Consider the following 26,587-nt stretch of genomic DNA (forward strand, 5'->3'; position numbering starts at 1 on the left):
CGTCGGTTGGGCTGACCCCGCGGACGCATGCGCGAGGGCCTGAGGAGTGCGCACCCCTCAGGCCCTCGCGCGTCTCTACGGGTGTGCGACGGCTCAGCCGAGCGGCAGGCCCTGGGTGGGCAGGCCGCCGAGGCTGTCGGTGGGCAGACCGCCCTTGGTGATGCCACCGAGCGCGTCGGTCGCGTCGCCGGTCGTCGCCTTGCCGACGGTCCGGACGGCGGCGGGGGCGGCCTTGGCGCCCGTCTCGCCGAGGGTCTTGCTCGCCACCGGCAGCGTGGTCCCGACGACCTTGCCACCGGCCTCGGCGCCCTGCTGGGACGCGCCGTCGACCGCCTTGCCGAGACCGGCGTCGTCGACGGTGGTGAGACCGCCGAGGTCCGGAGCCTGCGGGAGCTCCGCGGCACCTGCGGCGCCGGCCGCACCGACCACGGGGGCCGCACCCGCCGCGATCAGCAGCGCGGTACGGACGATCCGACGGGTCAGGGGGAGGGACATGATGCTCCTTCGACGGGGGGTGAAATCTGTCTGTCCGTGGGTCGGACGCCATGACAACCGTCGTGGGGGCGGGGGAGGTTGCGGTGAACCGACGTAAAGAGTCGGTAATGCGTCACATAATCCGCAACGGAGGAACCCGGGCAAACAATGCATTCCGCGACTGCCCGGTGGACCGTCACTCCCCTTTGTCCGTAAGGGAATTGACCTCCCCCGAAGGGGGCGTGCGAACCGCTGTGCGGAGGTCGCGCGGGGAATGCCCGGACCCCCTCTACGGGGGACCGTCCGCACTAATGCACGAAGCGCATACGGACCTCTGTGGTGCCCGTTTTCTCGCTTTCCGTCCGCCAGCCCGATCCCGCGGTCCACGTCCGGCCCGCGTACGTGACCTCGTCGATGCCCAGCGCCTCGGACTGCGCGACCGCCCAGTGCGCGAGCTCCCAGCCGCGCCGGGGCGCACCACCCTCCCCGGTGGCACCGCTCGAACGCACCGGCACCGAGAGCGAACCCTGGACCGCCGCACCCGCTGTCGCGGACCGCTTCCCGGCCGTGTCCCCGGCCGGCAGTACGTCCTTGCCGAAGGAACGGACCAGCGCGGACCGGGCCTTCGCGGCGTCGCCCGTCCCGGCCGTGGCCCGCGGCGGCGAACACGTCAGCGCGGCAGGCGTCCGGCCGGTCAGTACGGACGCCAGCAGCGCGGCATCCGGCTCGTGCTTCGCGTACGCCTGCGGGAAGCCGCTGCGCTGCACGCGCTGGGCCGCCACCGTCAGCGGCAGCCGCGAGTAGCCCGGGACCTCGGCCAGGTGCTCGTAGAACTTCCCGGCCGCGTACACCGGGTCCAGGATCTGCTTCCCGGTGCCCCAGCCCTGCGAGGGACGCTGCTGGAACAGCCCGAGGGAGTCCCGGTCGCCGTGCTCGATATTGCGCAGTCCGGACTCCTGGAGCGCCGTCGCCAGCGCGATCGTCACCGCGCGCTCGGGCATCCCGCGTGTGGTGCCGACGGCCGAGATCGTCGCGGCGTTCGCGGCCTGCTCCGCGGTCAGCCGGTACGTACGCCCCTCACCGGACGAACCGTCCGCCGACCGTACGGTGCACTGGTCGGAGTCCTTGCCGCCCGTCAGGTACTGAACGGTCAGATATCCGCCCACGGCGACGAGCACGGCGAAGGCCGCCGAGACGCGCAGGCGGCGGCTGCGGCCGGTGCGGGGGCGGGCAGCGGAATCGGTCCGGGGCACGGGGCCACCGTACGCGAGGCATTAGGGTCGTAGCCATGGCCGAAAGCACCCTTGACCTCACCCTGGACGGACCCGCGCTCACCGCCCGGCTCGTCGACTTCCCCTCGGTCAGCGGGGCGGAGAAGGACCTCGCCGACGCCATCGAAACGGCGCTGCGGCCCCTCCCGCACCTGACTGTCGACCGGCACGGGAACAACATCGTCGCGCGGACGAACCTGGGCCGCGGCGAGCGCGTTCTGCTCGCCGGTCACATCGACACGGTGCCGATCGCCGACAACGTGCCCTCCCGGCTCGACGCCGACGGCCTGCTGTGGGGCTGCGGGACCTCCGACATGAAGTCCGGCGTCGCCGTCCAGCTGCGGATCGCCGCGACCGTGCCCGAGCCCAACCGGGACCTCACCTTCGTCTTCTACGACAACGAAGAGGTCGCCGCGCACCTCAACGGCCTCGGACACATCGCCGAAGCCCACCCCGAATGGCTGACGGCCGACTTCGCCGTCCTCCTGGAGGGCTCCAACGGAGAGGTCGAGGGCGGCTGCCAGGGCACGCTGCGCGTCCTCCTCCGTACGGAGGGCGAGCGGGCGCACTCCGCGCGCAGCTGGATGGGGTCCAACGCCATCCACGGTGCCGCCCCGATCCTGGCCAGGCTCGCCGCCTACGAACCGCGCAAGCCGGTCATCGACGGGCTGGAGTTCCACGAGGGCCTCAACGCCGTACGGATCGAGGCCGGCGTCGCCAACAACGTCATCCCCGACGCCTGCACGGTCGTCGTCAACTACCGCTACGCCCCCGATCTGAGCGCCGAGGAGGCCCTGGCCCACGTCCACGAGGTCTTCGACGGCTGCGGCGTCGCCGAATTCGTCGTCGACGACCACTCGGGCGCGGCCATGCCCGGCCTCTCCCATCCGGCGGCCAAGGCGTTCATGGACGCGGTCGGCGGCACCGCCCGGCCCAAGTTCGGCTGGACGGACGTGTCGCGCTTCGGCTCCCTCGGCGTCCCCGCCGTGAACTACGGCCCCGGCGATCCGATCCTCGCGCACAAGCGCAACGAGCACGTGGCCGTCGAGCGGATCACCCACTGCGAGGACCGGCTCCGCTCCTGGCTCACGACCTGACCTCCGGCATTCCCCTGCCCGTAACCTCCGGCGATCTACGCTGGCCTGAGACAGGGCGCCGCAGGGCGGCCTGACGTCGGCGGAGGGAGCAGGTCATGGGCAACCGCGAGGACGCGCGAATCCCTGAGGGTGCGGAGGTTCCCGAGGGCGCGGTCCGGCCCGAGGAACAGCGGCTCGGCCCGGTGCTGCGCCGCAGGGACCAGGTGCAGCCCGGCACCACCGATCAGCGGCTGCTGGACTCCGAGGGTGACTCCGAGTGGGTGCACACCGACCCCTGGCGGGTGATGCGCATCCAGTCGGAGTTCGTCGAGGGATTCGGCGCACTGGCCGAACTGCCGAGTGCCATCAGCGTCTTCGGCTCGGCCCGCACCCCGGCCGACGCGCCGGAGTACGAGGCCGGCGTACGGCTCGGCCGGGCGCTGGTCGAGGCGGGCTTCGCGGTGATCACCGGAGGCGGCCCCGGAGCGATGGAGGCGGCGAACAGGGGGGCGCGGGAGGCGAAGGGTGTCTCGGTCGGGCTCGGCATCGAGCTGCCCTTCGAGTCCGGCCTCAACCCGCACGTGGACATCGGCGTCAACTTCCGCTACTTCTTCGTCCGCAAGACGATGTTCGTGAAGTACGCGCAGGGCTTCGTCGTCCTCCCCGGCGGACTCGGCACCCTGGACGAGCTCTTCGAGGCGCTCACCCTCGTCCAGACGGGCAAGGTCACCCGCTTCCCGATCGTGCTGTTCGGCACGGCGTACTGGGGCGGACTGGTGGACTGGCTGCGCGACACGGTCATCGCCCAGGGCAAGGCATCCGCGAAGGACCTGCTGCTCTTCCACGTCACGGACGACGTGGACGAGGCGGTGGCCCTGGTGACGAAGGAGGTCGGCCGCTGAGGCCTTCGCCCTGATGTTCAGCCTTGCCCGCGTTCGAGGCGCGGGGCCGGGGGCAGAGTCCTGATATTCAGGCTTGCCTGCGTTCGAGGCGCGGGGCCGGGGACGGAGCCCTGATATTCAGCCTCGCCGGCGTTTGAGGCGCGGGGTCCGGGGCGGAGCCCCGGATACGGGAACAGGAACGGGCCCGCCGCAGGCGCCCCGCTCACCCGGATCCGGCGCCCCGCTCACCAACGCCCCCGTCCGCGCGGGCTACGCCAGCCCGCGCCGGGCCACCGCCGGCCCCCGGTGCCCGGCGATGGTCGCCACCATGTCCAGGACATCCCGGGTCTCCGCCACCTCGTGCACCCGGTACACCCGCGCCCCCAGCCACGCGGACACCGCGGTCGTCGCCAGCGTGCCGAGCAGCCGTTCCTTGACCGGCCGGTCGAGCGTCTCGCCCACGAAGTCCTTGTTGGACAGCGAGACCAGCACCGGCCACCCCGTCTCGGCCATCTCGCCGAGACGCCGCGTCGCCTCCAGGGAGTGGCGGGTGTTCTTCCCGAAGTCGTGCCCGGGGTCGATCATGATCCCGTCCGGTCGGACGCCCAGCTCCACCGCCCGCTCGGCCAGCCCCACCGTCACCCGCAGGATGTCGGCCATCACGTCGTCGTACCCGACCCGGTGCGGCCGCGTCCGCGGCTCGGCGCCGCCCGCGTGGGTGCACACCAGCCCCGCCCCGTACCGCGCGGCGACCTCCGCGAGCTTCGGGTCGACACCGCCCCACGCGTCGTTCAGCAGGTCGGCACCGGCCTCGCAGACCGCCTCGCCGACGTCATGGCGCCAGGTGTCGACGCTGATCACCACGTCCGGGTGACGGCGGCGCACCTCGGCGACGAAGCCGACGGTCCGCCGCGCCTCCTCCTCGGCGGTGACCTCTTCGCCCGGACCGGCCTTCACACCGCCGATGTCGATGATCGCGGCACCGTCCGCCACCGCCTGCTCCACCCGGGAGAGCGCCGGCTCGTCATGGAACGTCGCGCCCTGGTCGTAGAAGGAGTCCGGGGTGCGGTTCACGATCGCCATGATCACCGGCTCGTGCGCACCGAACTCGCGCCGCCCCAGCCTGAGCGCACCGCTTCGCATCCCGTGACTCTCCTTGTGAATCCGCCCGGCAGATTCCCTGCCGGAGCCGACTGCGACCCTAACTGTCAGTGGCGCATGGCACGATCGGACCCGGACGAAATTCCGCTCCCGGGGAGATGCGCGTGTTCTGGTTCTTGCTGCTCGCGATGGTGGTGGTGGTCGCCGCGGTCACCCTGGTGGTGGTCGGCGGAGGGAAGAGCGCCATCCTGCAGGACGTGGCGCCCGAGCAGCTGACGGATCCGCTGCCCGCGACGCGCCCGGTCGGCCGCGCCGATGTCGAGGCGCTGCGGCTGCCGGTCGCCGCCCGCGGCTACCGGATGACGGATGTCGACGAGGCGCTGGGCCGGCTCGGCGCGGAGCTCGCCGAACGGGACGCGCGGATCGCGGAGCTGGAGTCGGCGCTCGCCGGCGCGCAGGCCACCAGAACCGGCCGCCCCGACCTCCTCGATGAGCCCGAGGAGGGGCCCGTGGAGCCCTGGCAGACGCAGCAGCTGCCGCCGGATGCCACCCGGCCGGACGAGGAGCACGGCCGGTGAGCGGCGGCGCGGAAGCGGCGGCGGACGGCGGGCTGCGCTGTCCCTGGGGGCTGTCCACCGAGGACTACCTCACGTACCACGACACCGAGTGGGGCCGCCCGGTCCACGGTGACGACGCGCTCTTCGAACGGCTGTGCCTGGAGGCGTTCCAGTCCGGGCTGTCCTGGCTGACGATCCTGCGCCGCCGGGAGGGTTTCCGCAGCGCGTTCGCCGGGTTCAGCATCCCCGCCGTGGCGGAGTTCACCGACACGGACCGGGAGCGGCTGCTCGCCGACGCGGGCATCATCCGTAACCGCGCGAAGATCGACGCCACCCTGGCCAACGCGAAGGTGCTGGCCGGCTGGCGCGCCGACGAGCTGGACGAGCTGATCTGGTCCTACGCCCCCGACCCGGCCACCCGTCCCGCCCCGAGCGTCCTCGGGGACGTCCCGGCGGTCACCCCGGAGTCCACGGCGCTCTCCAAGGACCTCAAGAAGCGTGGACTGCGGTTCATCGGACCCACCACCGCCTACGCCCTGATGCAGGCGTGCGGGCTGGTCGACGACCATCTCGCCGACTGCGTGGCACGCGGCACGGGGGCGTAGGGCCCGTCCGGCGGACGGTGGCCGGTGGCGGCGGCTACCGACCGAGGTACTTGGGCTTCTCCTTGCCGAGGAAGGCCCGCACCGCGATCGAGTGGTCCTGCGACGCGCCCGCCCGTGTCTGGAGTTCGTCCTCCTTCTCCAGCGCCTCGTCCAGGGTGTGACCGGCTCCGTACGCGAGGGACTCCTTGAGCGCCGCGTAGGCCACCGTCGGGCCGTCCGCCAGTGCCCGGGCCACCGCGGCGGCCTCGGTGGCCAGCTCGGCGGCGGGCACCAGCCTGTTCACGATGCCCAGCTCATGGGCGTCCTTCGCGGAGATCGAGCGCGGGAAGAGCAGCAGGTCGGCGGCGCGGCTGTGGCCGATCAGCCGGGGCAGCGTCCAGGAGACGCCCGAGTCGGCCGTGAGCGCGACCCCGGCGAACGAGGTGTTGAACGACGCGGTGTCGGCCACCACCCGGTAGTCGCAGGCGAGGGCGAAACCGAAGCCCGCGCCTGCCGCGACCCCGTTGACCCCGGCGACGACCGGCTTCGGCATCCCGGTGATGGCCCGCACGATGGGGTTGTAGTGCTCCTGCACGGTGCTCAGAGCGTTGCCGCCGCCCGCTTCCCGGGCTTCCGCGAGCTTCGCCACGTGCTCCTTGAGGTCCTGGCCGACGCAGAAGGCCCGGCCCCCCGCGGCGGTCAGCAGGACCGCCCGCACGGCCGGGTCGGCGCCGGCGGACGTCAGCGCGTCACGCAGCGCCACCTTGGTCGCGGTGTTCATCGCGTTCATCGCGTCGGGACGGTTGATCGTGATCGTCGCGAGCCCGTCGCTCACGTCGCAGAGCACGTCGTCGGCCATGTGGGGTCCCCTTTGCGCCTCGTTCAAAGCCTGTCGGGGCAAGCATGTCCGACTTCGGCGAAGGCGAACATGTGACCTGCGTCTAACAATTCCGCCCCGATGAAGGGACAAGGGGGACGGAGTATCGCAGTCGGTTCGCCGAATTGGGTGGTTTTGAGTGAGCGCGTTGCGCAAGCGATGCAGAGCGATGTTGGTCATCGGGGTCTCTGATGCGGGATAATGACCTGGAAGCAATGTGTTCGATGCCGGTGAGGCAGCGCCTGTCATGGGGCCGCCGGTTGCGATGAGCTGGTTTCAGGAAGGGGAACGAGCATGGCGGCCATGAAGCCGCGGACGGGCGACGGCCCGCTCGAGGTGACAAAGGAGGGGCGGGGCATCGTCATGCGCGTTCCGCTCGAAGGCGGCGGTCGGCTTGTCGTGGAGCTGACTCCGGACGAGGCCGATGCGCTCGGCGATGCCCTCAAGAAGGTCGTCGGCTGACGCAGAGGCGCCCACACTTCACTACTGCCCCGGCACGGAGTCCGTGCCGGGGCAGTAGTGCGTTCCGGTGCGGTGCGAAGCGGGCCGCCGCGCCGGGGACGGGCGGGAGTCGTCCGAAGCCGCAGCCCGCAGTCGCGAGCGCACCCCTCAGCCGCGTCGTACGGCGCAGAGCAGGCCGTCGCCCACCGGCAGCAGCGTGGCCATCAGCTCCTGGCTCTCGCGGACCGCGCGCAACAGCTCGCGCAGGCGCAGCACCTCCGCGGGCTGAGGGGCGGAGTCGACCGTACGGCCGTGGGCGAATACGCCCTCGAAGCACACCAGCCCGCCGGGTCGCAGCAGACGCAACGATTCGGCGAGGCAGTCGAGACTCTCCAGCCGGTCGCCGTCGCAGAACACGAGGTCGTATCCGCCGTCGGCCAGCCGGGGGAGCACGTCCAGGGCGCGGCCGGGGATGAAGCGGGCCCGGTTGGCGGCGAAACCCGCGGCCCGGAATGCCTCGCGGGCGAACTGCTGGCGCTCGGGTTCCGGGTCGACCGTGGTGAGCACCCCGTCGGGCCGCATGCCGTGCAGCAGATAGATGCCGGACACGCCCGTGCCCGTGCCGATTTCGGCGACCGCTTTGGCGTCCGTCGTGGCGGCGAGCAGGCGCAGCGCTGCGCCGGTGCCTGGTGACACCGAGCGGAGTCCTGCCTCCCGGGCCCGGTCCCGGGCCCAGCGCAGTGCTTCGTCCTCGGCGACAAAGGCGTCGGCGAACGCCCAGCTCGTCTGCCGGTTGGCGGTGATGGCCCTCTCCTGTCCCCGTAGTTGGCGCAACGGTGACTGTATCCGCTGCACCCGGGAACCCGCAGATGGGACCGGGCGTTATGAAAGGACAGGGGAAAGCCTGTGGAACGGGCCCGCGGATCGGGCCGCAGTCCACGGGCAGGCGTTTACCGGGGACGACCCCGGCCCCAGCAGGAAAAAGGCTTATCCGGAGCTAACGGGCGAGGTGGCTATGGTAGGGGCTCCACTGGACACCACCAGAGCCGACAGGGGAGGTGCGGCTGCGCCTGTGGATCGGGGAGGAGTGCTGTGGCGCTTTCTCAGGTCGGCGGGTGAGCCGAAATCCGTGACCAACATTGCTGACCGTTCTTCCAACGACTCCGCAACGACCGCGACCTTCGCCTCGGATGCGGAATCCCAGGCGTGGACGCCGCCCTCATGGGAAGAGATCGTCAGCACGCACAGCGGTCGTGTCTACCGCCTTGCCTACCGACTGACGGGAAACCAGCACGACGCCGAGGACCTCACCCAGGAGGTCTTCGTCCGGGTGTTCCGTTCGCTGTCGACCTATACGCCCGGCACCTTCGAGGGCTGGCTGCACCGCATCACGACCAACCTGTTCCTGGACATGGTGCGTCGTAAGCAGCGGATCCGTTTCGACTCCCTCGGCGACGACGCCGCCGAGCGGCTGCCGAGCCGTGAGCCGTCACCGCAGCAGGTCTTCAACGACACCCACTTCGACGCGGACGTCCAGCAGGCGCTGGACACCCTGGCCCCCGAGTTCCGGGCCGCGGTCGTGCTCTGTGACATCGAAGGACTTTCCTACGAGGAGATCGCCGCGACACTCGGCGTGAAGCTCGGCACCGTGCGCAGCCGGATCCACCGCGGTCGCTCGCACCTGCGCAAGGCGCTCCAGCACCGTTCGCCCGAGGCCCGTGCGGAGCAGCGCTCGCTGACCGGTGCCCTCGTGGCAGGGGAGGGCGGAGCGGCGTGAGTGGCACAGGTCCGACCTCCGCGGAACAACACCTGGGGGACCGGCTCGCCGCGCTTGTCGACGGGGAGCTCAAACACGACGCCCGTGACCGGGTGCTCGCCCACCTCGCGACCTGCGCCAAGTGCAAGGCCGAGGCTGCCGCCCAGCGGCGCCTGAAGAGTGTCTTCGCGCAGTCGGCCCCGCCCTCTCCCTCCGAGGGCTTCCTTGCCCGCTTGCAGGGCCTTCCCGGTGGACCGGGTGGTGACGACGACGGTCGGGGAAGACCGCCGGGCGGTTCAGGCCGCTTCGGCGACGGGGTGTTCCCCGTGATGCAGCCCTCCGGCAGCCGGCCCGACGCACCCTCCGGCGGCTCCCCGCTGGACGGCTTCGGCTACCTCCCGACCGTGCACGGTTCGACCGCCGTCCTGCCGACCGGCCCGGACCGCCCCGCCTTCCGGATCCACGAGGTCAGCCGCGAGGCCGACCGCTCGCCGTGGCGCGGCCGCCGGTTCGCGTTCGCAGCGGCCAGCGCAGTCTCACTGGCCGCCATCGCCCTGGGCGGCGCCCTCCCGACGGACGCGGGGCCCGACGGACCCGCCCGTGCCGACGGCTCCGGCAGCAGCGTGACCCCGCTGGACGCCGACGCCCGTGCGGAGAGCGGCACCGTCAGCCGCCGCGGTGGAAGCGGCCACGGCACGCTCGCCGCGACCGGCTACGGCGACCGCCCGGTCTCCCTCACCTCGAACGCCGCGCCGTTGGCGTTCTCCTCGGCCTCACCCCTGCTGGGCACCGGCGGTCTGAGCGCGAGCCGGTACGCACTGCCCGTCCAGAGCAATGTGTCCGCGCCGTCGCTGATACGTCCCGGCGGCAACAGCCCGCTGTTCGCCCAGGCTCTCGGCAGCGGACTCTCCCAGGCCTCCCCTGAGCCGTCCCGCACCCCCACGTCGGCCGCCGGACTGCCGGTTCCCGCCAACCACGGACTGCCGCTCCTTCCCCGTCGCTGACACCGGTCAGCGCAGGGCCTGGGTAAACCTGGTTGAATTCCGGCAGGATTTCCGGGAGGGACGCCCCCCTGGGGCGTGCAGAGGCCAGTTGCGGCAGTTGCGGGGAGAGCATGGACGACGGGAAGCCCACCGAGCCGAAGGCGAAGTGGTGGAGCCGGCCCACATCGGGGCGCGTGACGAGCACAGCGCCTCAGGAGCCGTCGCCCGTCGAGGACGCGGTGCCTCCGGTGGAGGCGACCGGAGTGAACGACGTGGCGGACGCGGAGCCGAACGAGGCCGGGCCGGCCGAGGCCCCCGGGCCCGCGCCGGCGGAGGTCCCCCAGCCCGTGCCGGCCGAGGCTCCGGCGGCCGTACCGCTGCATGAGCCCGACCAGTACAGCACTCCGCCCTACGGCGGCCCCGGTCCCTGGGCCCCCGCACCCCCCGTGCAGCGGCCGGTCCCGACACCGGCGCACGGCACCCCCGTGCCCCCGCCCTACTCGGGGACGAACGCGGCCGGCGTCACGACGGCATCCGCGCCGGCTCCCACCCCGCCGGCGCCCGCCCCGTCGGCCGCGTTCCCGCCCCCGTCCCCGCCGCAGCAGCCACAGGGGCCCCCGCAGCCGCCCCAGCACTCCCACCAGCAGCCGCCATCGCCGCAGTGGCTCCAGTACGACCCGTGGGGCGCGCCCCGGCAGCCCCTGATCACCAACCCCGGCCCTCCGCTCGGCCCCGGCGGCGGCCGGCGCGGGAACCGGCGCGGTTCGCTGCTCGTGGGTGCGCTGCTCCTCGCGCTGCTGGCGGGTGGCATCGGCGGCGGGATAGGCGCCTACGTAGAGCGCAACGGCGGACTCACCCAGGTCGAACTGCCCCAGGACGAACGCAACGGCGGCGGCCGCGCCCCCGACAGCGTCGCGGGCATCGCCGCCAGCGCCCTGCCCAGCGTGGTCACCCTGCATGTCAGCGGCACCACCGAGTCCGGCACCGGCACCGGCTTCGTCCTCGACAACCAGGGGCACATCCTCACCAACAACCACGTCGTCGCCCCGGCCGGTTCGTCCGGCGACATCACCGTGACGTTCAGCGGTGGCGAGACCGCGAGTGCCCGGGTCGTCGGCAAGGACAGCGGCTACGACCTGGCCGTGGTCAAGGTCAGCGGGGTCTCCGGGCTCAAGCCGCTGCCCCTCGGTAACTCCGACAACGTGCAGGTCGGTGATCCGGTGGTGGCCATCGGGGCGCCCTTCGACCTGTCCAACACCGTCACCTCCGGCATCATCAGCGCCAAGGACCGGCCGATCACGGCGGGCGGCGAGAAGGGCGACGGCAGCGACATCAGCTATGTCGACGCGCTGCAGACCGACGCCCCGATCAACCCGGGGAACTCCGGCGGCCCGCTGGTCGACACCGACGCGCACGTCATCGGGATCAACAGCGCCATCCGCGGCGCGGACAACGGCTCGTCCACCGAGGGCGGCCAGGCCGGTTCCATAGGCCTCGGCTTCGCCATCCCGATCAACCAGGGCAAGCGCGTCGCCGAGGAGCTGATCAACACCGGGAAGGCCACGCACCCCGTGATCGGCGTCACGCTGGACATGAAGTACACCGGTGACGGCGCCAAGGTCGGCCAGAAGGGCGCCGACGGCAAGTCGTCCGTCACGGCGGACGGACCCGGGGCCGAGGCCGGAATCGAGCCCGGTGACGTCATCACGGAAGTGGACGGCAGGCGCGTGCACAGCGGTGAGGAACTGATAGTCAAGATCCGCTCGCACCGGCCGGGCGACCGGCTGGAGCTCAAGCTGACCCGCGGTGGTAAAGACCTGTCCATGACTTTGACGCTCGGCTCGGCAACAGGCACGTGACGGCCACGGGAAGCTACCGCGGGGAAGGTTTCGCCGGGTACCGTGGGCCGAGTCCGGACCTCATCCGACCTGGTCGCGGAGAACACGAGGAGCCGCAAGGTGTTCAATGACATAGGACCTCTCGAGCTGGTGACGCTCGTGATCATCGGCGTGCTCGTCTTCGGTCCGGATAAGTTGCCCAAGGTCATTCAGGACGCCTCGCGTTTCATCCGCAAGATCCGCGAGTTCTCGGAAAGCGCCAAGGAAGACATCCGTACGGAGCTCGGACCGCAGTTCAAGGACTTCGAGTTCGAGGACCTCAACCCCAAGACGTTCGTCCGCAAGCAGCTCATGGACGGCAACGACGATCTGGGGCTGAAGGAGATCCGGGAGAGCTTCGACCTGCGCAAGGAGGTCGCCGAGGTCACCGATGCGGTCAATGGCCGCGAGACCTCGGCGGTGGAGGCGAAGAGCGCCGTGTCGGGCGGTTCCGCGATCACCGCGGCGAACGGCTCGTCGGACGCCCCCGACCTGCTCAAGAAGCGCGAAAAGCCCGCGAAGGACGATCACCCGCCGTTCGACGCGGACGCCACCTGACCCCCGTCAATCCCGACTCGTCCGGACGGTATGGCTATTCTCCATCTGTCCGGTTGTGAGGACGCCCGAGGGGGGCGGGCCGCTCCGGACCTTGACGATCGAGGAGGCGGCCGGACAGATGGAGACAACGAGTCGGGTGGGCGCGGAAGGTGCGCCGGACACAGGCACGGCAGAGGGGGCGCCGGCGGCCCGGCTCACGGTCGACGGCTATCTGAAGGCGCCCTTCCCCTGGTACGGACTGGACGAGGCCTTCACCGGCCCGCGCTGGCTGATGCAGGTGGGCACCGCCGCGGACGGCACGGTGCAGCACGGCTCCACCGGACACGGCGACGAACCTTCGGTGCGCAGTGACGCCGGTGAGGACAGACACAGATTCGCGGTCGTCGTGACCGTGGCCAGCAGCCCGGTGCGGCGCACCGGCGACGGCACGGGTGTCCTGGACGCGACGACTGTCTCCTCCGCGGCCTGGCTGGCCGGCTCCGGCCTGCTCGCCTACACCTGGCCCGCGCAGATGGACCACACCCTGCGCGACGACTGGCTCGACCAGCAGACGGAGACGGCTTTCGAGCTCGCGGACGATCTGGACGGTCCCGCCTGGTCGGCGCTCTCGCTGCCGGTCGACGGTGTGCCGGTGGACTTCCACTACCGCGAGTCCGAGTTCGGCTGGGTGCTTGCCGGGTCGGCGCACGGTGGAGTGCACATCGGGGCGTACGGGCGGGGGATGAGCGCGTACGGACTGGGGTTCTCGGTGGTCGGGGACATCACGTCGTACGCGTAGCCGGTGGGCCTGTGCGGGTGCGGGACGCGGGGTCCGTCCGGCGGGGCGCGTTGTCCTCAGTCGCCGGACGGGCTTGAAAGGATGCCCTCAATCGCCGGGCGGGCTTGAAAGACGCCCTCAATCGCCGGGCGGGCTGGAATTTGCCCGGGCGACGTTGGAATCGGCCGGGCGACGTTGGAATCGGCCGGACGGGGCTGGAATTTGGCCGAGCGGAGCTGGCATTGGCCGGGCGGGGCTGGAATTTGGCCGAGCGGAGCCGGCATTTGCCGGGCGAGGTTGGAATTTGCCCGGGCGGAGCTGGAGTCAGCCGGAGCTGGAGTCGGCCGGGGCTGAGTGGCTCGGTCGTGGGTGCCGGGGGTTGTCGCCCCCGGCACTTCACGTGTGCGCCGTTGTCAGAACTTGTTGCGCGGGGTGATGCCCAGGGACATGCCGGACAGGCCTCGCTGACGGCCGCCCAGCTTGTCCGCGATGGAGCGCAGGGCCTTGCCCGCCGGGGAGTCGGGGTCGGACAGGACCACCGGCTTGCCCTCGTCGCCGCCTTCGCGCAGCCGCACGTCGATCGGGATGGAGCCGAGCACCGGCACCTCCGCGCCGACGGTCTTCGTCAGCCCCTCGGCGACCCGGGCGCCGCCGCCCGAGCCGAACACGTCGACCATCTCGTCGCAGTGCGGGCACGGCATGCCCGACATGTTCTCGACGACTCCGACGATCTTCTGGTGGGTCTGCACGGCGATCGAGCCCGCCCGCTCGGCCACCTCGGCCGCGGCCTGCTGCGGGGTCGTGACGACCAGGATCTCCGCGTTCGGCACCAGCTGGGCCACGGAGATGGCGATGTCACCGGTGCCCGGCGGCAGGTCGAGCAGCAGGACGTCCAGATCGCCCCAGTACACATCGGCCAGGAACTGCTGGAGCGCGCGGTGCAGCATCGGTCCGCGCCACACCACCGGGGCGTTGCCCGGGGTGAACATGCCGATGGAGATGACCTTCACGCCGTGCGCGGACGGCGGCATGATCATGTTCTCGACCTGGGTCGGCTTGCCGTCCGCACCGAGCATCCGGGGCACGCTGTGCCCGTAGATGTCCGCGTCCACGACTCCGACCTTGAGGCCGTCGGCGGCCATCGCGGCCGCCAGGTTCACCGTCACCGACGACTTGCCGACGCCGCCCTTGCCGGAGGCGACCGCGTACACCCGGGTCAGCGAGCCGGGCTGGGCGAACGGCACCTCACGCTCCGCCGTACCGCCGCGCAGCGAGGACGCCAGGTCCTTGCGCTGCTCGTCGCTCATCACGTCGAGCGTGACCTCGACCCGTGACACGCCTTCGACGCGGGCCACCGCGTCGGTCACGTTCTTGGTGATCGTCTCGCGCATCGGACAGCCGGAAACGGTGAGATACACCGTGACAGCGACCACACCGTCAGGATCGATCTCGACCGATTTCACCATGCCCAGCTCGGTGATCGGGCGGTGGATCTCCGGGTCGTTCACTGTCGCCAGTGCCTCAAGCACCGCGTCTTCCGTAGCCATACCTCGATAGTACGGGTGCGCGCAACGCTCCTTGAAAGGGCGGTGGCGGGCGACGGGCGGGAGGGGCGGGGCCTTCCCTACGCGTGGGTAGCCCCGTCAGCGGTCTTCGTCGCTCTCGGCCCCGGCCGCTGCCCGGCGGTCGTCGAGGTCCCTCACCAGGTCCTCCAGCTCGGAACGGATCCAGTCACGGGTGGCGACCTCGCCGAGGCCCATCCGCAGCGCCGCGATCTCCCTGGTCAGGTACTCGGTGTCGGCGATGGAGCGCTCGTTCTGCGCGCGGTCCTGTTCGTGCGTGACCCGGTCGCGGTCGTCCTGCCGGTTCTGCGCGAGCAGGATCAGCGGGGCCGCGTACGAGGCCTGGAGGGACAGCATCAGGGTCAGGAAGATGAACGGGTACTGGTCGAACCGCAGCTCCTCGGGCGCGAAGATGTTCCACACCACCCACACGATGATGATCAGCGTCATCCAGACGATGAACCGTCCGGTCCCCAGGAAGCGCGCGATCCGCTCCGAGAACCTGCCGAACGCCTCGGGGTCGTACTCCGGCAGCAGCCGGCGCCTCGGGTCCTTCGGCTGGTCCAGCCGGGCCCTGGCGGTACGGGTCAGGGCCGACGAACCGTTCGACGCCCTGGCGCGGTCCTCACCGGTCACGGGGCAACCCCCTCGCGGCCGTGGAAATCTGTCTCCCGCCAGTCGTCGGGCAGCAGGTGGTCGAGCACGTCGTCCACGGTCACCGCGCCGAGCAGCGAGCCGCTCTCGTCCACCACGGGCACCGAGACCAGGTTGTAGGCGGCCAGATAGCTCGTCACCACCGACAGCGGGGTGCGGGGCGGCAGGGCGACCAGGTCGCTGTCGACGATCGAACTGACCAGGGTGAACGGCGGGTCCCGCAGCAGCCGCTGGAAGTGCACCGTGCCCAGGTACTTGCCCGTGGGCGTCTCGTCCGGTGACCGGCATACGTACACCTGCGCGGCGAGCGCCGGGGACAGGTCCGACTGGCGGACCCGGGCGAGGGCGTCGGCGACCGTCGCGTCCGGGCGCAGGATGATCGGCTCGGTGGTCATGAGACCACCCGCGGTCCGCTCCTCGTACGACATGAGGCGCCGCACGTCGGCCGCGTCGTCCGGCCGCATCAGCGTCAGCAGCCGCTCCTTGTCCTCCTCGGGCAGTTCGGAGAGCAGGTCGGCCGCGTCGTCGGGGTCCATCGCCTCCAGGACGTCCGCCGCGCGCCTCTCCTGGAGCTTGCCGATGATCTCCACCTGGTCGTCCTCGGGAAGCTCCTCCAGGACGTCCGCGAGCCTGTCGTCGTCGAGCGCGGCCGCGACCTCTGCCCGCCGCTTCGGGGTGAGGTGGTGCAGGGCGTTGGCCACATCGGTCGGGCGCAGCTTCTCGAACGTGGCGACGAGTGACTCCGCGCCCTGCCCGTGCTCGTCCAGCGAGAAGCCGCTGACCGCGGACCACTCGACCGTGAGCGTCTCGCCCTTGCGGCGCAGCGCCCCGCCCCTGCCCTTGCGCACGAAGTACTTGTCGATCTCCCAGTCGCGGCGCGCGGGCAGCTGCTGGATCGCGACGTCCAGGACGGTGACCTCCTCGCCGGTCTCCACCAGGCTGACCCGGCTGTCGAGGAACTCGCCGAGCACCAGGCGTTCCGTGGGCCGCTGTTCGAAGCGCCGCATGTTGACCACGCCTGTGGTGATGACCTGTCCGGACTCGATGCCGGTCACCCGCGTCATCGGGAGGAAGATCCGGCGCCGGCTCACCACCTCGACGACGATGCCGAGCAGCCGGGGCGGCCGGCCGCCGACCCGGAGCATCGCGACCAGGTCGCGGACCCGGCCCACCTGGTCGCCGTTCGGGTCGAAGACCGGCACACCGGAGAGGTGCGAGACGAAGACCCGCGGCGTTCCTGCTGCCACGCCCGCACCTCCTTCTTCTGTGCTGCCGGGCTTACGCGTCCGGTCTGTTCTGACATTTATTGCACCGTTATGACGGGATCAGGCTAGCCCGTACCGCTCCGGGTCGCCCCGGCGAGCTGTCGTTATGACACTCTGCCGGATGGCGTAGGCCGCACAGGTACGCTGCCGTCTGCCACCCCCCACCATGCAGATGAGAGGCAGTGCGCCTGTGACCTCTTTTGTCCCGCCCGTCCGGGCCCGCCGCCGGACCGTCTCCCTCGCCGTCGTGCTCTGCGCCGGGCTGACCGCGGCTCTGACCGCGTGCGCGGGCGAGGACCCGGACGAGGGGACCAACGGGATCGGCAGACTGGACGCGCCGCAGATCGAGAAGAAGGCGCAGGCGGCGGCCGACTCCTCCGGCACGGTCCGGCTGGCCGGCACGCTGGTCAGCAAGGGCGGCACGTACAAGATCGACATGCGGCTCAAGGACAAGGGCGGGACCGGCTCCGTCACGTCGAAGAACAGTACCTTCGAGCTGCTGCGGATCGGCGACGTGCTCTACCTCAAGGCCGACGCCGGCTTCTGGAGCCACGGCGCGAGCGCCGCGGGCAAGAAGACGGGCGACGCGGACGGGACGGCGGCGCACAAGCTGGACGACAAGTACGTCAAGGTTCCCGAGGACGACCCCACGTACAAGCAGCTGCGCGGCTTCACCGACAAGAAGGTCCTGCTCGACGGATTGCTCAAGCTGAACGGCGAGGTCGGCAAGGGGGACCGCGACAAGGTCGGCGGGGTGCGCACCATCCGGGTCACGGGCGGCGAGGGCGAGGGCGGCATGCTGGACGTGTCCCTGGAGGGCAAGCCGTATCCGCTGCGCTTCGCCCGGGCCGGTGGCGGGGGCGTCATCACGCTCGCGGACTGGGGCAAGGACTTCTCGCTGAAGGCCCCGGCCCAGGACGACACCGTCGACTACGGGCAGCAGCTTCCCAAGTCCACTTCCTAGCCCCTGGTCCGCTTCCCGGGACCGCTCCCCGATCAGGACTTCCTGAGCGAGCGCTTCAGCAGCCGGGGCAGCCCGGCCGGCACCGGCAGCCGGGTGGTCGCGGTGGTGGGCAGCGGCGCCGCCGCCCCCGAGGTCCGCGGCAGCTCCGTACGGGAGTCGAGGGGCGTGAGCCGTACGATCCGGCACTCGCGCGCCCAGCGCTCCGTCATCTGCTCGGCGTCCGGTGCGTTGAGCCGCTTGCCCTTGAGCTCGGCGACCGCCGCCTCCCACTCCTCGGAGTGCGGCGCGAGCAGGGACACCGAGGCGGCCCAGGCGACCAGCCGGCCGCCCTTGTCCTTGCTGCGGACGGTCACCTCGGCGGTGGCACCGTCCGTGAGGCCCTCCGGGAGGGGCTGCTCGCCGGGGCCGTCCCCGACGAAGAGCGCCGCGCCCTCGTGCCACACGTGCCACAGGGCCCGCGCGGGCCCGGTGCCGCGCACCCAGACCAGGCCCGACTTCTTGGTGGCCTCCTCGACGAGGGCCGGTCCGAGCAGCGCGTCAGCAGCAGTCATGCGGCAGAGCTTAGACGGACGGGACCGGGCCGGGGCCGGCCGGGCCGGAGTCCGGCCCGACGGCCGTCAGAGCCAGCCGTTGCGCTTGAGCATCCGGTGGATGGAGAAGCAGACCACTCCGATGAAGCCCATCACCAGCGGGTAGCCGTACCGCCAGTGCACCTCCGGCATGTGCTTGAAGTTCATGCCGTAGACGCCGCAGATCATCGTCGGGACGGCGATGATGGCCGCCCATGAGGTGATCTTGCGCATGTCCTCGTTCTGCGCGACGGTCGCCTGCGCCAGGTTGGCCTGGAGGATGGAGTTGAGGAGCTCGTCGAAGCCGATGACCTCCTCCTGCACCCGCACGAGGTGGTCGGCGACGTCCCGGAAGTACTTCTGGATGTCCGGGTCGATCAGCCGCATCGGCCGCTCGCTGAGCAGCTGCATCGGGCGCAGCAGGGGTGAGACGGCCCGCTTGAACTCCAGCACCTCACGCTTCAGCTGGTAGATCCGGCCGGCGTCCGAACCGCGTGGGCTGCCCTTGTCGGGGGTGGAGAAGACCTCGATCTCCACCTCGTCGATGTCCTCCTGGACCGCGCCCGCCACCGCGATGTACCCGTCGACGACATGGTCGGCGATGGAGTGCAGGACCGATGAGGGCCCTTTGGTGAGCAGCTCGGGGTCCTCCTCGAGCCGGTGGCGCAGGGCGCGCAGGGAGCCGTGGCCGCCGTGCCGCACGGTGATGACGAAGTCCCGGCCGGTGAAGCACATCACCTCGCCGGTCTCCACGACCTCGCTGGTCGCGGTCAGCTCGGCGTGCTCGACGTAGTGGATCGTCTTGAAGACGGTGAACAGGGTGTCGTCGTACCGTTCCAGCTTCGGCCGCTGGTGGGCGTGGACGGCGTCCTCGACGGCCAGCGGGTGCAGCCCGAACTCCCGGGCGATGCCCGCGAATTCCTCCTCGGTCGGCTCGTGGAGGCCGATCCAGGCGAAGCCGCCCTCCTCCCGCACCCGGAGCATCGCCTCGTGCGGCGTACGGCAGGTGCCGTCCACCTCCGCGAGGCGACGGCCGTCGCGGTAGACCGCGCAGTCGACGACCGCGCTGGAGGCCGAGGGGTCACGTGTGGCGTCGTAACCACTGTGCAGGGTGTTGGTCTTGCGCAGGGACGGGCGCACCACAGCGCGCAGGTCACGGATCATCGACATGGCTGGCTCCTTCACGGAGGGCCGTCGGCGAGGGCGTGGAACAGCCCGGAATGGGGACGTGGGCTCACGTCCGCAAAGCGGGCGGCACCGCGGCGGCGCGATGACGGCGTTCGCTACAGACAGGCAAAAAAGGAGTGCTCTTCCGTCGTGCGAAATGCCATGGGCCTAGACCGCGAAGGCGTCAGATCACAGAAGAAAGGTGTCGAGCGGAAGAGCGATTGGTACTGCACGGTCGACTTGGATCCACCGCAGCCCCACCTCCTCCGGTCGGTCCCCCGTAGGGGATGACGTTTCGTCGGGACTTGAGAGCGACGCTTCTGCGTGCTGTCCCGACCGGCGGCCTCAGGCTATCAGCCGTCAACGGGCCAATCTCTTACTTTGCCCGTTCGATACGCGTCCTATGCTCGCCGCATGGCAGAAATTCTGGCTCCGGTCGAGGCCCGTCTCAGGACGGCCCTGGGCGAACCGGACGCACGCGCGGCAGTGACGTTTCTCGGGACGGACCGGATCGAGGTGCTCCGGTTCATCGACGGCGACGTGGTGAGGTACGCCACGCTCGGTATGTCCGCGCAGCCGATGTCCGATCCGACCGAGGCACTCGCCGACCCGGTGAAGGGACCGCGGGCCGAGCTGGTCCTCTCGGTGCGGGGCGGTCTCGCCGACACCGACCAGGTGTTGCGCAAGCTCGCCGTTCTGGCGGCCTCGCCGCAGGTGGAGGGGTTGATCGTGGCCCCCGGCGCCTCGCTGGACCTCGGTGAGCCGCTGTGGCCGGGAGCGCCGTTCAGCTCGGTGCTCGTCGCCGAGTCCGGGGGCCTGGTCGGGGATCTGGAGCTGGAGGCGCCCATGGAGGCGGTGCGGTTCCTTCCGCTGCTGCCGATGACGCACAACGAGGCCGCCTGGAAGCGGGTCCGGGGCGCGCAGGAGCTCCAGGAGCGGTGGCTGTCCCAGGGGACGGACCTGCGCGATCCGCTGCGCGCCTCGGTGGCCCTGGACTGAAGCGGGACGCGCGGAGCCCCGCCGCGCGGCGTGGAGGTGGCCGCGGGGCGGGGCGGGTCCTCAGCTGGCGAAGACCGTGACGCCGTCCTCGGTGGCGTGCTTCGGTTCCAGCTCCCGCGCGTCGTGCGTCAGTGCCGAGCGCCGGATCCAGATGACGATCGCGCCCACGACCGCGGCGACGGCGGCGACCACGAACGGGATGTGGATGTTGCTCCACTCCTCGATCTTCGGGGCCAGGTAGGGCGCGGCGGCCGCGGCGAACCAGCGGACGAAGTTGTAGCCGGCGCTGGCCACCGGGCGCGGTGCGTCGGAGACGCCGAGCGCGAGTTCCGTGTAGACGGTGTTGTTCATGCCGATGAAGGCGCCGGAGACGATGGTGCACACGACGGCCGCGGTGTGGTTGCCGTAACCGAGGATCACCAGGTCCGCGGCGAGCAGCACCAGTGAGGCGCCGACCACCTTGAGAGAGCCGAAGCGCCGCTGCAGCCTCGGGGCGACGAGTACCGAGAAGACCGCGAGCAGCAGGCCCCAGGCGAAGAAGACGGCACCGGACTTGTACGGGGACATGTTCAGCACGAACGGCGTGAACGCCAGGATCGTGAAGAACGCGTAGTTGTAGAAGAACGCCGAGGTGGCGACGGAGGCGAGCCCGCCGTGGCCGAGCGCCTTGACCGGGTCGAGCAGCGAGGTCTTCCGCGCGGGCCTCGGCTGTTCCTTGAGGAAGGCCGTGATGCAGACGAAGCCGATGGCCATCAGGGCGGCCGTCCCGAAGAACGGGTAGCGCCAGCTGGCGTCACCGAGCAGCGCGCCGAGCAGTGGTCCGCAGGCCATGCCGAGGCCGAGCGCCGACTCGTACAGCAGGATCGCGGCCGAGCTGCCGCCCGCCGCCGCGCCGACGATCACGGCGAGCGCGGTCGAGACGAAGAGCGCGTTGCCCAGGCCCCAGCCGGCCCGGAAGCCGACGAGTTCCGCCACGGAGGACGAGGTGCCCGAGAGCGCGGCGAAGACCACGACGAGCGCCAGTCCGGCCAGCAGCGTCTTGCGGCCGCCGATCCGGCTGGAGACGAAGCCGGTGACCAGCATCGCGACGGCGGTGATCAGGAAGTACGAGGTGAAGAGCAGGGACACCTGGCTCGGCGTCGCCTCCAGGCCCTTGGCGATGGACGGCAGAATCGGGTCCACCAGGCCGATTCCCATGAACGCGACAACAGAGGCGCCGGCCGTGGCCCAGACGGCCTTCGGCTGGCGCAGGATGCTGACCGTCTCCTGGTCGAACGGATCCTCTCCCTGCATGGTCTCCTCGCTCTCCACTAGATCGTTGTGTTATGCACAGAATAAGTTAGAGGAGCTAATGAATGCAAGCTACATCTAAATCTGCTGATGGGAGCCGCGCTCCGGAAGGGTGATCGTCCTTGACGGGGCGACGGCCGGGGAGGACCGTTGGTGGCTATGAGGGGCGAACCCAGTTGCCCGAAGTGCGGAGGCCGGGTCAAGGCGCCCGGTTTCTTCGACGACACCTGGCAGTGCGATGTGCACGGCAGCGTGCACCCGATGCAGCCGGTCGTCCCGCCCAGCGTCGAGGCACTCGGTGTGGCGGTGCACCGCGCCCAGGTGCCGGTGTGGATGCCCTGGCCCCTGCCGGTCGGCTGGCTCTTCACGGGCGTGGCCTGCGCGGGTGACGACCGCAGCGGCGGCCGGGCCACCGCCGTCGCCTGCTCCGGACCGGGGCCGCTCGGCGGCATCGGTGAGCTGCTGCTCGTCGCCGAGGAGCTCGGTGTCGGACTGGGTGCGCGGTACGCGGGGATCGACGGCCCCGACCCGGGCCCCCACCTGCGGGTGGACGGACCGCCGGACGTCAAGGTGCTCGCCGCCGGACGCCCCACCCCGCTCTGGCACGTGAAGGACGCCCCGGACGACCGTGCGGTCTTCGCGGGCGAGGCGCGCGGCCTGTGGCTCTGGGCGATCGTCTGGCCCGAGCAGTCGGGACTCCTGATGTACGACGAGCTGGTGCTGACCGATCTGCGCGACGCCGGAGCGGAGGTCGATCTCGTGCCCTGCGGTGCGCTGACGCCCCGCCTGCTGGGCGGGGCCTGAGCAGGGCCGGAAGCTGCGCGTTCGCCGGTTATCCTTGGGTGTCCCCCTTTCGGCCGCGAGCAACGGAGTACGTGTCGTGCGCATCGACCTGCACACCCACTCCACCGCGTCCGACGGCACGGACACCCCGGCCGAGCTGGTGCTGGGCGCCGCCGCCGCGGGTCTCGACGTCGTCGCCCTCACCGATCACGACACGGTCCGCGGGCACGCCGAGGCGATAGCCGCCCTCCCCGAGGGGCTCACCCTCGTCACCGGTGCCGAGCTGTCCTGCCGGCTCGACGGCGTGGGCCTGCACATGCTGGCGTACCTCTTCGACGCCGACGAGCCCGAGCTGGCGCGCGAGCGCGAGCTGGTGCGCGACGACCGGGTACCGCGTGCCCGCACGATGGTGCGCAAGCTCCAGGAGCTGGGCGTACCGGTCGAGTGGGAGCAGGTCGCACGGATCGCCGGGGACGGATCGGTCGGACGGCCGCACATCGCCACCGCGCTGGTCGAGCTCGGCGTCGTACCGACCGTCTCCGACGCCTTCACGCCGCAGTGGCTCGCCGACGGCGGTCGCGCGCACGCCGAGAAGCACGAGCTCGACCCCTTCGAGGCCGTCCGGCTGGTCAAGGCCGCCGGCGGTGTCACCGTCTTCGCCCACCCGGGCGCCGCCAAACGCGGCGAGGTGGTCGCCGACTCCGCGATCGCGGAGCTGGCCGCCGCGGGCCTCGACGGCATCGAGGTCGACCACATGGACCACGACGAGCCGACCAGGGCCAGGCTGCGCGGGCTCGCCCGCGAGCTGGGGCTGCTGACCACCGGGTCGAGCGACTACCACGGCAGCCGCAAGACCGTGCGGCTCGGCGAGAACGTCACCGACCCCGAGATCTACGGCGAGATCACCCGGCGCGCCACGGGAGCCTTCCCGGTGCCGGGAGCCGGCGGACCGCTCGTCCCGTAACGGCCCCCGCGCAACACCCTTCCGCCCGCGCCGCCCCGTTCCCCTCCCCGCGCACCGGCCCGCCGATGCTGCCGTCAGGACGCCCCGACCGCCGCCCGGCATGTCCGCGGTGCACACCCTCCAGCCGAATTCCCGCTCTCTCCCGCAAGGCTCACTGTGTTCGACGTCGCTGTCTTCGGATCCCTTTTTCTCACGCTTTTTGTGATTATGGATCCGCCCGGAATCACCCCGATCTTCCTGGCCCTCACCGCCGGCCGCCCCGCCAAGATGCAGCGCAGGATGGCGCTCCAGGCGGTCTCCGTCGCCTTCGGCGTGATCGCCGTGTTCGGCGTGCTCGGCCAGCAGATCCTGGACTACCTGCACGTCTCGGTACCCGCGCTGATGATCGCGGGCGGACTGCTCCTGCTGCTGATCGCGCTGGACCTGCTGACCGGCAAGACCGACGAGCCGACGCAGACCAAGGACGTCAACGTGGCGCTCGTACCGCTGGGCATGCCGCTGCTCGCCGGACCCGGCGCGATCGTGTCGGTGATCCTCGCCGTGCAGCACGCGGACGGCGTGGGCAGCCAGATCTCGGTCTGGGCGGCGATCGTGGCCATGCACATCGTGCTCTGGCTGACCATGCGCTACTCGCTGCTGATCATCCGCGTCATCAAGGACGGCGGCGTCGTACTGGTCACCAGGCTCGCCGGGATGATGCTGTCGGCCATCGCCGTGCAGCAGATCATCAACGGTGTCACCCAGGTCATCCAGAACGCCTGACCGTTCCGCCGCGCACCACAGCGCCCCCGCACGATCGATCCGTGCGGGGGCGCCTCGTCTTTAGGTCGTCAAATGCGTTACGAAGCCGAAGTGTCGGCCGGGCGGATGTAGATGCGCTGGCCCACTGCGGCGGCCTGCTGCACGATCCGGTTGACGGAGGCGGCGTCCACGACGGTGCTGTCCACGGCGGTACCGTCGACATCGTCGAGTCGCGTGATCTCGAAGCGCATATGGCTTCCCTTCGTCTGATCCTCCTGCTGGAGAACTACTGGGAGGACGGGTGACCGTCCGCAAGGATGAGGAGCGCCAGGCTGGTTTCGTCTTGCGCCCCACGAGGGGTACAACGGCTTGCCCCCTGCAATGATTCCCTACGCTAAGGAAATTTTTTGGATGTCTAAGTACCAGCGGGTAACCGGGCATGCGCGGATGACTACATCCGCGACGAGGCAGCTATGAACGAGGCAGAGATCGGCGAGCGTCTGGACCGCGCCAACGAGCTGCTCCAGCGCATGCTCGCCGAGGTGTCGAAGACCCCCTCGACCCACGCGATCTTCGTGGACGCGGGCTATGTGTACGCCGCGGCCGGGCTGCTCGTCACCGGTACCGAGGACCGGCGTTCCTTCGACCTCGACGCGGAGGGACTGATCGAGGCCTTCATCGACAAGGCCCGCACGATCTTCGCGGACAGCAGACTCCTGCGCGTGTACTGGTACGACGGAGCCAGGCGCCGGATCCACACCGTCGAGCAGCAGTCCATCGCGGAACTCCCCGACGTCAAGGTCAGACTCGGCAACCTCAACGCCAACAACCAGCAGAAGGGCGTCGACTCACTCATCCGCACCGACCTCGAATCCCTCGCCCGGCACCGCGCCATCAGCGACGCCGCACTCGTCGGCGGTGACGAGGACCTCGTCTCGGCCGTCGAGGCCGCACAGGGGTACGGGGCCCGTGTGCACCTGTGGGGCATCGAGGCCGGCGAGGGCCGCAACCAGGCCGAACCGCTGCTCTGGGAGGTCGACAGCCAGCGCACCTTCGACCTCGACTTCTGCCGCCCGTACGTGACCAGACGCCCCGTCACCACCTACGAGGACGACTCGCCGGCTCCCTCGCGCGACGACGTGCGCTTCGTCGGTGCGCAGATCGCCGCCACCTGGCTCTCGGCCCGCGGCCGCGAATCGCTGGCCGATCTGCTGCCCGGACACCCGTATCTGCCCGGCTCCGTCGACCAGGACCTGCTGGTCGAGGCCGAACGTCTGCTCCAGCACTCGCTGCGCGGCCACGCGCATCTGCGCCGGGCGCTGCGCGACGGCTTCTGGCAGCACCTCCAGGCGCAGTACTGACCCGACCGGTCTACAGGCTCTCCCAGAAGGAGACGAGTGCGGCAGCCGTCGCCTCCGGCCGGTCCGTGTTGGGGGAGTGCTCGGCGCCCTCGATGCGGGTCCGGTGGGCGCCCAGCCTGCTCGCCATCCCGTCGAGCTCCGGCACCGGCCAGGCGTCGTCGCGTTCGCCGGAGATCACATGGACCGGCAGTCCGGTCGCGGCGACCTCGGCCACCCGGTCGGGTTCGGCCGCCAGCTGGCGGCCGGTGGCGATCAGCTGGGCGGGGCTGTGCCGCATCCAGCGCCGCCGCATGTCCGCGCCGTCCGTCTCGGCCTCCGCGGGCGGGTCGAACGCGCGCATGGCCTCCCAGACCCGGTCCATGGGCATGGTCGCCAGCGCTTCATCGAGGATCTTCAGCCTGACCTGCTGGGGCTCGACGACCGCGCCGGGCCCGGAGGACATCAGGGTCAGTGAGCTGAACGGGGTGGGATCGAGGATCGCCGCGGCGCGGGCGATGAGTCCGCCGAGCGAGTGCCCGAGCAGCTGGAGCCGGCCGTCCCCGAGACCGAGCGCGGCCGACTGCGCGAGTACGTCACGAGCCAACTCGGCCTGGGCGTAGGGCTCCTGGCCTTCCGGGCCGTCCGTCTCGTACTGCCCCCGCCCGTCGACCGCGACGGCACGGTAACCGGCGTCGGTGAGCGGCTCCAGCATCGCGATGAAGTCCTCCTTGCTGCCGGTGAAGCCGGGCAGCAGGAGGGCGGTGCCGCGGGGCGCACCACTCGGCGACGCGTCCAGCACGGCGAAGTCCCCCCGCGAGGTGTGCAGCACACGGGCTCGGGCGCTGGGCGGCGGAGTGAAGGTCGGTGGCCGGCTCATGGAACGAGGTTAGAGCCTGTCCGGCGGATCGGGGCCGGGGGCCCGGCCGTGCTCCGCCGGACGGACCCGGCCGTGATCCGCCGGACGGACCCCCGGCCGTGGAACGCCCGACGGGCCCGAGGGAATCCCGCCGGCCCCGCGGGCCCCCCCCCAAACCCCCGGGGCCCGGCGCAGCGCTCGGTCTTGGGGGCGGCCGCGGGCGGCGCGCGCCCCCCGCCC

Annotated in this window: 29 protein-coding genes; 16 read left to right on the forward strand and 13 right to left on the reverse strand. The window is 71.1% G+C overall.

What is annotated here, in order from left to right:
* Positions 1 to 93: 93 nt before the first annotated feature.
* Positions 94 to 495 (reverse strand): ATP-binding protein, encoded by a 402-nt coding sequence (locus tag ACFVJX_RS30470; protein ID WP_384133986.1) that lies wholly within the window; start codon positions 493 to 495, stop codon positions 94 to 96.
* A 287-nt stretch (positions 496 to 782) separates the two neighbouring features.
* Positions 783 to 1,727 (reverse strand): hypothetical protein, encoded by a 945-nt coding sequence (locus ACFVJX_RS30475; protein WP_384133989.1) that lies wholly within the window; start codon positions 1,725 to 1,727, stop codon positions 783 to 785.
* Between the two features lie 35 nt (positions 1,728 to 1,762).
* Here ACFVJX_RS30475 and dapE point away from each other — a divergent pair, with 35 nt between their 5' ends.
* Both dapE and ACFVJX_RS30485 read left to right on the forward strand, forming a co-directional pair.
* On the forward strand, positions 1,763 to 2,842 hold the full coding sequence (gene dapE, locus ACFVJX_RS30480) for a succinyl-diaminopimelate desuccinylase (protein WP_384133992.1): 1,080 nt from the start codon (positions 1,763 to 1,765) through the stop codon (positions 2,840 to 2,842).
* Positions 2,843 to 2,937: 95 nt separating this feature from the next.
* Positions 2,938 to 3,723: a TIGR00730 family Rossman fold protein gene (locus tag ACFVJX_RS30485; protein ID WP_384133994.1), complete on the forward strand. Its 786-nt coding sequence runs from the start codon at positions 2,938 to 2,940 to the stop codon at positions 3,721 to 3,723.
* A gap of 249 nt (positions 3,724 to 3,972) precedes the next feature.
* Here the strand turns inward: ACFVJX_RS30485 and folP are convergent, their stop codons facing one another.
* The gene (gene folP / locus ACFVJX_RS30490; RefSeq protein ID WP_384133997.1) at positions 3,973 to 4,845 is read right to left on the reverse strand and encodes a dihydropteroate synthase; all 873 of its coding nucleotides are present in this window, start codon (positions 4,843 to 4,845) and stop codon (positions 3,973 to 3,975) included.
* Between the two features lie 122 nt (positions 4,846 to 4,967).
* Here folP and ACFVJX_RS30495 point away from each other — a divergent pair, with 122 nt between their 5' ends.
* Positions 4,968 to 5,381: a hypothetical protein gene (locus tag ACFVJX_RS30495; protein ID WP_384134000.1), complete on the forward strand. Its 414-nt coding sequence runs from the start codon at positions 4,968 to 4,970 to the stop codon at positions 5,379 to 5,381.
* On the forward strand, positions 5,378 to 5,965 hold the full coding sequence (locus ACFVJX_RS30500; RefSeq protein WP_384134003.1) for a DNA-3-methyladenine glycosylase I: 588 nt from the start codon (positions 5,378 to 5,380) through the stop codon (positions 5,963 to 5,965). Before ACFVJX_RS30495 ends, ACFVJX_RS30500 begins: the two co-directional genes overlap by 4 nt.
* Positions 5,966 to 5,999: 34 nt before the next feature.
* Here ACFVJX_RS30500 and ACFVJX_RS30505 read toward each other — a convergent pair whose 3' ends face one another.
* Positions 6,000 to 6,803, reverse strand: coding sequence for an enoyl-CoA hydratase/isomerase family protein (locus tag ACFVJX_RS30505; protein ID WP_384134006.1), 804 nt, complete (start codon positions 6,801 to 6,803; stop codon positions 6,000 to 6,002).
* 312 nt (positions 6,804 to 7,115) lie between these two features.
* Here ACFVJX_RS30505 and ACFVJX_RS30510 point away from each other — a divergent pair, with 312 nt between their 5' ends.
* Entirely contained in the window at positions 7,116 to 7,283 is a 168-nt protein-coding gene (locus ACFVJX_RS30510; protein ID WP_003966491.1) for a DUF3117 domain-containing protein, read from the forward strand.
* Positions 7,284 to 7,430: 147 nt separating this feature from the next.
* Here ACFVJX_RS30510 and ACFVJX_RS30515 read toward each other — a convergent pair whose 3' ends face one another.
* A complete protein-coding gene (locus ACFVJX_RS30515; protein WP_384134009.1) occupies positions 7,431 to 8,096 on the reverse strand; it encodes an O-methyltransferase in 666 nt (221 codons plus the stop codon).
* Between the two features lie 181 nt (positions 8,097 to 8,277).
* On the opposite strand from ACFVJX_RS30515, the gene sigE reads away from it, so the two are divergent.
* From sigE to ACFVJX_RS30540, 5 genes are all read left to right on the forward strand, one after another.
* On the forward strand, positions 8,278 to 9,039 hold the full coding sequence (gene sigE, locus ACFVJX_RS30520) for an RNA polymerase sigma factor SigE (protein WP_384134012.1): 762 nt from the start codon (positions 8,278 to 8,280) through the stop codon (positions 9,037 to 9,039).
* Positions 9,036 to 10,022 carry a zf-HC2 domain-containing protein gene (locus ACFVJX_RS30525; RefSeq protein ID WP_384134015.1) on the forward strand — a complete coding sequence of 329 codons (987 nt, stop codon included), beginning with the start codon at positions 9,036 to 9,038 and terminating at the stop codon, positions 10,020 to 10,022. The genes sigE and ACFVJX_RS30525 overlap by 4 nt, the downstream gene beginning before the upstream one ends.
* 110 nt (positions 10,023 to 10,132) lie before the next feature.
* On the forward strand, positions 10,133 to 11,860 hold the full coding sequence (locus tag ACFVJX_RS30530) for a S1C family serine protease (protein ID WP_384134019.1): 1,728 nt from the start codon (positions 10,133 to 10,135) through the stop codon (positions 11,858 to 11,860).
* A gap of 99 nt (positions 11,861 to 11,959) precedes the next feature.
* Positions 11,960 to 12,436, forward strand: coding sequence for a sec-independent translocase (locus ACFVJX_RS30535; RefSeq protein WP_384134022.1), 477 nt, complete (start codon positions 11,960 to 11,962; stop codon positions 12,434 to 12,436).
* A 118-nt stretch (positions 12,437 to 12,554) separates the two neighbouring features.
* Complete coding sequence (locus tag ACFVJX_RS30540) at positions 12,555 to 13,214, forward strand: hypothetical protein (RefSeq protein ID WP_384134025.1); 660 nt, start codon at positions 12,555 to 12,557, stop codon at positions 13,212 to 13,214.
* A gap of 392 nt (positions 13,215 to 13,606) precedes the next feature.
* On the opposite strand, the gene ACFVJX_RS30545 is transcribed toward ACFVJX_RS30540, so the two are convergent.
* From ACFVJX_RS30545 to ACFVJX_RS30555, 3 genes are all read right to left on the reverse strand, one after another.
* On the reverse strand, positions 13,607 to 14,740 hold the full coding sequence (locus ACFVJX_RS30545; RefSeq protein ID WP_148020573.1) for an Mrp/NBP35 family ATP-binding protein: 1,134 nt from the start codon (positions 14,738 to 14,740) through the stop codon (positions 13,607 to 13,609).
* Positions 14,741 to 14,836: 96 nt separating this feature from the next.
* The gene (locus tag ACFVJX_RS30550; RefSeq protein WP_384134027.1) at positions 14,837 to 15,391 is read right to left on the reverse strand and encodes a DUF1003 domain-containing protein; all 555 of its coding nucleotides are present in this window, start codon (positions 15,389 to 15,391) and stop codon (positions 14,837 to 14,839) included.
* The gene (locus ACFVJX_RS30555) at positions 15,388 to 16,656 is read right to left on the reverse strand and encodes a magnesium transporter MgtE N-terminal domain-containing protein (protein ID WP_384134030.1); all 1,269 of its coding nucleotides are present in this window, start codon (positions 16,654 to 16,656) and stop codon (positions 15,388 to 15,390) included. The genes ACFVJX_RS30550 and ACFVJX_RS30555 overlap by 4 nt, the downstream gene beginning before the upstream one ends.
* Positions 16,657 to 16,864: 208 nt before the next feature.
* Here ACFVJX_RS30555 and ACFVJX_RS30560 point away from each other — a divergent pair, with 208 nt between their 5' ends.
* Positions 16,865 to 17,638 (forward strand): hypothetical protein, encoded by a 774-nt coding sequence (locus tag ACFVJX_RS30560; protein ID WP_384134033.1) that lies wholly within the window; start codon positions 16,865 to 16,867, stop codon positions 17,636 to 17,638.
* Positions 17,639 to 17,670: 32 nt separating this feature from the next.
* Here ACFVJX_RS30560 and ACFVJX_RS30565 read toward each other — a convergent pair whose 3' ends face one another.
* Positions 17,671 to 18,189 carry a hypothetical protein gene (locus tag ACFVJX_RS30565; RefSeq protein WP_384134036.1) on the reverse strand — a complete coding sequence of 173 codons (519 nt, stop codon included), beginning with the start codon at positions 18,187 to 18,189 and terminating at the stop codon, positions 17,671 to 17,673.
* A 66-nt stretch (positions 18,190 to 18,255) separates the two neighbouring features.
* Positions 18,256 to 19,377 (reverse strand): magnesium and cobalt transport protein CorA, encoded by a 1,122-nt coding sequence (locus ACFVJX_RS30570; RefSeq protein ID WP_384134038.1) that lies wholly within the window; start codon positions 19,375 to 19,377, stop codon positions 18,256 to 18,258.
* Between the two features lie 411 nt (positions 19,378 to 19,788).
* On the opposite strand from ACFVJX_RS30570, the gene ACFVJX_RS30575 reads away from it, so the two are divergent.
* Entirely contained in the window at positions 19,789 to 20,373 is a 585-nt protein-coding gene (locus tag ACFVJX_RS30575; protein ID WP_384134041.1) for a suppressor of fused domain protein, read from the forward strand.
* A 60-nt stretch (positions 20,374 to 20,433) separates the two neighbouring features.
* Here the strand turns inward: ACFVJX_RS30575 and ACFVJX_RS30580 are convergent, their stop codons facing one another.
* On the reverse strand, positions 20,434 to 21,666 hold the full coding sequence (locus ACFVJX_RS30580) for an MFS transporter (RefSeq protein WP_384134044.1): 1,233 nt from the start codon (positions 21,664 to 21,666) through the stop codon (positions 20,434 to 20,436).
* 156 nt (positions 21,667 to 21,822) lie between these two features.
* On the opposite strand from ACFVJX_RS30580, the gene ACFVJX_RS30585 reads away from it, so the two are divergent.
* The 3 genes from ACFVJX_RS30585 (at position 21,823) to ACFVJX_RS30595 (ending at position 24,172) form a co-directional block, all read left to right on the forward strand.
* Complete coding sequence (locus ACFVJX_RS30585; RefSeq protein ID WP_384134046.1) at positions 21,823 to 22,467, forward strand: DUF6758 family protein; 645 nt, start codon at positions 21,823 to 21,825, stop codon at positions 22,465 to 22,467.
* 76 nt (positions 22,468 to 22,543) lie between these two features.
* Positions 22,544 to 23,410, forward strand: a complete 867-nt coding sequence (locus ACFVJX_RS30590) for a PHP domain-containing protein (protein ID WP_384134048.1) — start codon at positions 22,544 to 22,546, stop codon at positions 23,408 to 23,410.
* Between the two features lie 156 nt (positions 23,411 to 23,566).
* Positions 23,567 to 24,172, forward strand: coding sequence for a MarC family protein (locus ACFVJX_RS30595; protein WP_384134051.1), 606 nt, complete (start codon positions 23,567 to 23,569; stop codon positions 24,170 to 24,172).
* A gap of 77 nt (positions 24,173 to 24,249) precedes the next feature.
* Here ACFVJX_RS30595 and ACFVJX_RS30600 read toward each other — a convergent pair whose 3' ends face one another.
* Positions 24,250 to 24,402, reverse strand: coding sequence for a hypothetical protein (locus ACFVJX_RS30600; protein WP_384134054.1), 153 nt, complete (start codon positions 24,400 to 24,402; stop codon positions 24,250 to 24,252).
* A gap of 222 nt (positions 24,403 to 24,624) precedes the next feature.
* On the opposite strand from ACFVJX_RS30600, the gene ACFVJX_RS30605 reads away from it, so the two are divergent.
* Positions 24,625 to 25,512 (forward strand): NYN domain-containing protein, encoded by an 888-nt coding sequence (locus ACFVJX_RS30605; protein ID WP_384134057.1) that lies wholly within the window; start codon positions 24,625 to 24,627, stop codon positions 25,510 to 25,512.
* A 10-nt stretch (positions 25,513 to 25,522) separates the two neighbouring features.
* Here ACFVJX_RS30605 and ACFVJX_RS30610 read toward each other — a convergent pair whose 3' ends face one another.
* Entirely contained in the window at positions 25,523 to 26,368 is an 846-nt protein-coding gene (locus ACFVJX_RS30610) for an alpha/beta fold hydrolase (protein ID WP_384134060.1), read from the reverse strand.
* Positions 26,369 to 26,587 lie beyond the last annotated feature (219 nt).

It is taken from the genome of Streptomyces sp. NPDC127177 (assembly GCF_042672475.1).
Taxonomy (GTDB): Bacteria; Actinomycetota; Actinomycetes; order Streptomycetales; family Streptomycetaceae; genus Streptomyces.

What these genes read in the sequence shown, in the direction of transcription:
- ACFVJX_RS30575 (WP_384134041.1), top strand. Translation starts at nt 19,789, where the DNA reads ATGGCAGAAATTCTGGCTCCGGTCGAGGCCCGTCTCAGGACGGCCCTG.
- ACFVJX_RS30545 (WP_148020573.1), bottom strand. Translation starts at nt 14,740, where the DNA reads ATGGCTACGGAAGACGCGGTGCTTGAGGCACTGGCGACAGTGAACGAC.
- ACFVJX_RS30540 (WP_384134025.1), top strand. Translation starts at nt 12,555, where the DNA reads ATGGAGACAACGAGTCGGGTGGGCGCGGAAGGTGCGCCGGACACAGGC.
- ACFVJX_RS30600 (WP_384134054.1), bottom strand. Translation starts at nt 24,402, where the DNA reads ATGCGCTTCGAGATCACGCGACTCGACGATGTCGACGGTACCGCCGTG.
- sigE (WP_384134012.1), top strand. Translation starts at nt 8,278, where the DNA reads ATGGTAGGGGCTCCACTGGACACCACCAGAGCCGACAGGGGAGGTGCG.
- ACFVJX_RS30585 (WP_384134046.1), top strand. Translation starts at nt 21,823, where the DNA reads ATGAGGGGCGAACCCAGTTGCCCGAAGTGCGGAGGCCGGGTCAAGGCG.
- dapE (WP_384133992.1), top strand. Translation starts at nt 1,763, where the DNA reads ATGGCCGAAAGCACCCTTGACCTCACCCTGGACGGACCCGCGCTCACC.
- ACFVJX_RS30570 (WP_384134038.1), bottom strand. Translation starts at nt 19,377, where the DNA reads ATGTCGATGATCCGTGACCTGCGCGCTGTGGTGCGCCCGTCCCTGCGC.
- folP (WP_384133997.1), bottom strand. Translation starts at nt 4,845, where the DNA reads ATGCGAAGCGGTGCGCTCAGGCTGGGGCGGCGCGAGTTCGGTGCGCAC.
- ACFVJX_RS30510 (WP_003966491.1), top strand. Translation starts at nt 7,116, where the DNA reads ATGGCGGCCATGAAGCCGCGGACGGGCGACGGCCCGCTCGAGGTGACA.
- ACFVJX_RS30530 (WP_384134019.1), top strand. Translation starts at nt 10,133, where the DNA reads ATGGACGACGGGAAGCCCACCGAGCCGAAGGCGAAGTGGTGGAGCCGG.
- ACFVJX_RS30485 (WP_384133994.1), top strand. Translation starts at nt 2,938, where the DNA reads ATGGGCAACCGCGAGGACGCGCGAATCCCTGAGGGTGCGGAGGTTCCC.
- ACFVJX_RS30470 (WP_384133986.1), bottom strand. Translation starts at nt 495, where the DNA reads ATGTCCCTCCCCCTGACCCGTCGGATCGTCCGTACCGCGCTGCTGATC.
- ACFVJX_RS30580 (WP_384134044.1), bottom strand. Translation starts at nt 21,666, where the DNA reads ATGCAGGGAGAGGATCCGTTCGACCAGGAGACGGTCAGCATCCTGCGC.
- ACFVJX_RS30565 (WP_384134036.1), bottom strand. Translation starts at nt 18,189, where the DNA reads ATGACTGCTGCTGACGCGCTGCTCGGACCGGCCCTCGTCGAGGAGGCC.
- ACFVJX_RS30610 (WP_384134060.1), bottom strand. Translation starts at nt 26,368, where the DNA reads ATGAGCCGGCCACCGACCTTCACTCCGCCGCCCAGCGCCCGAGCCCGT.
- ACFVJX_RS30505 (WP_384134006.1), bottom strand. Translation starts at nt 6,803, where the DNA reads ATGGCCGACGACGTGCTCTGCGACGTGAGCGACGGGCTCGCGACGATC.
- ACFVJX_RS30605 (WP_384134057.1), top strand. Translation starts at nt 24,625, where the DNA reads ATGAACGAGGCAGAGATCGGCGAGCGTCTGGACCGCGCCAACGAGCTG.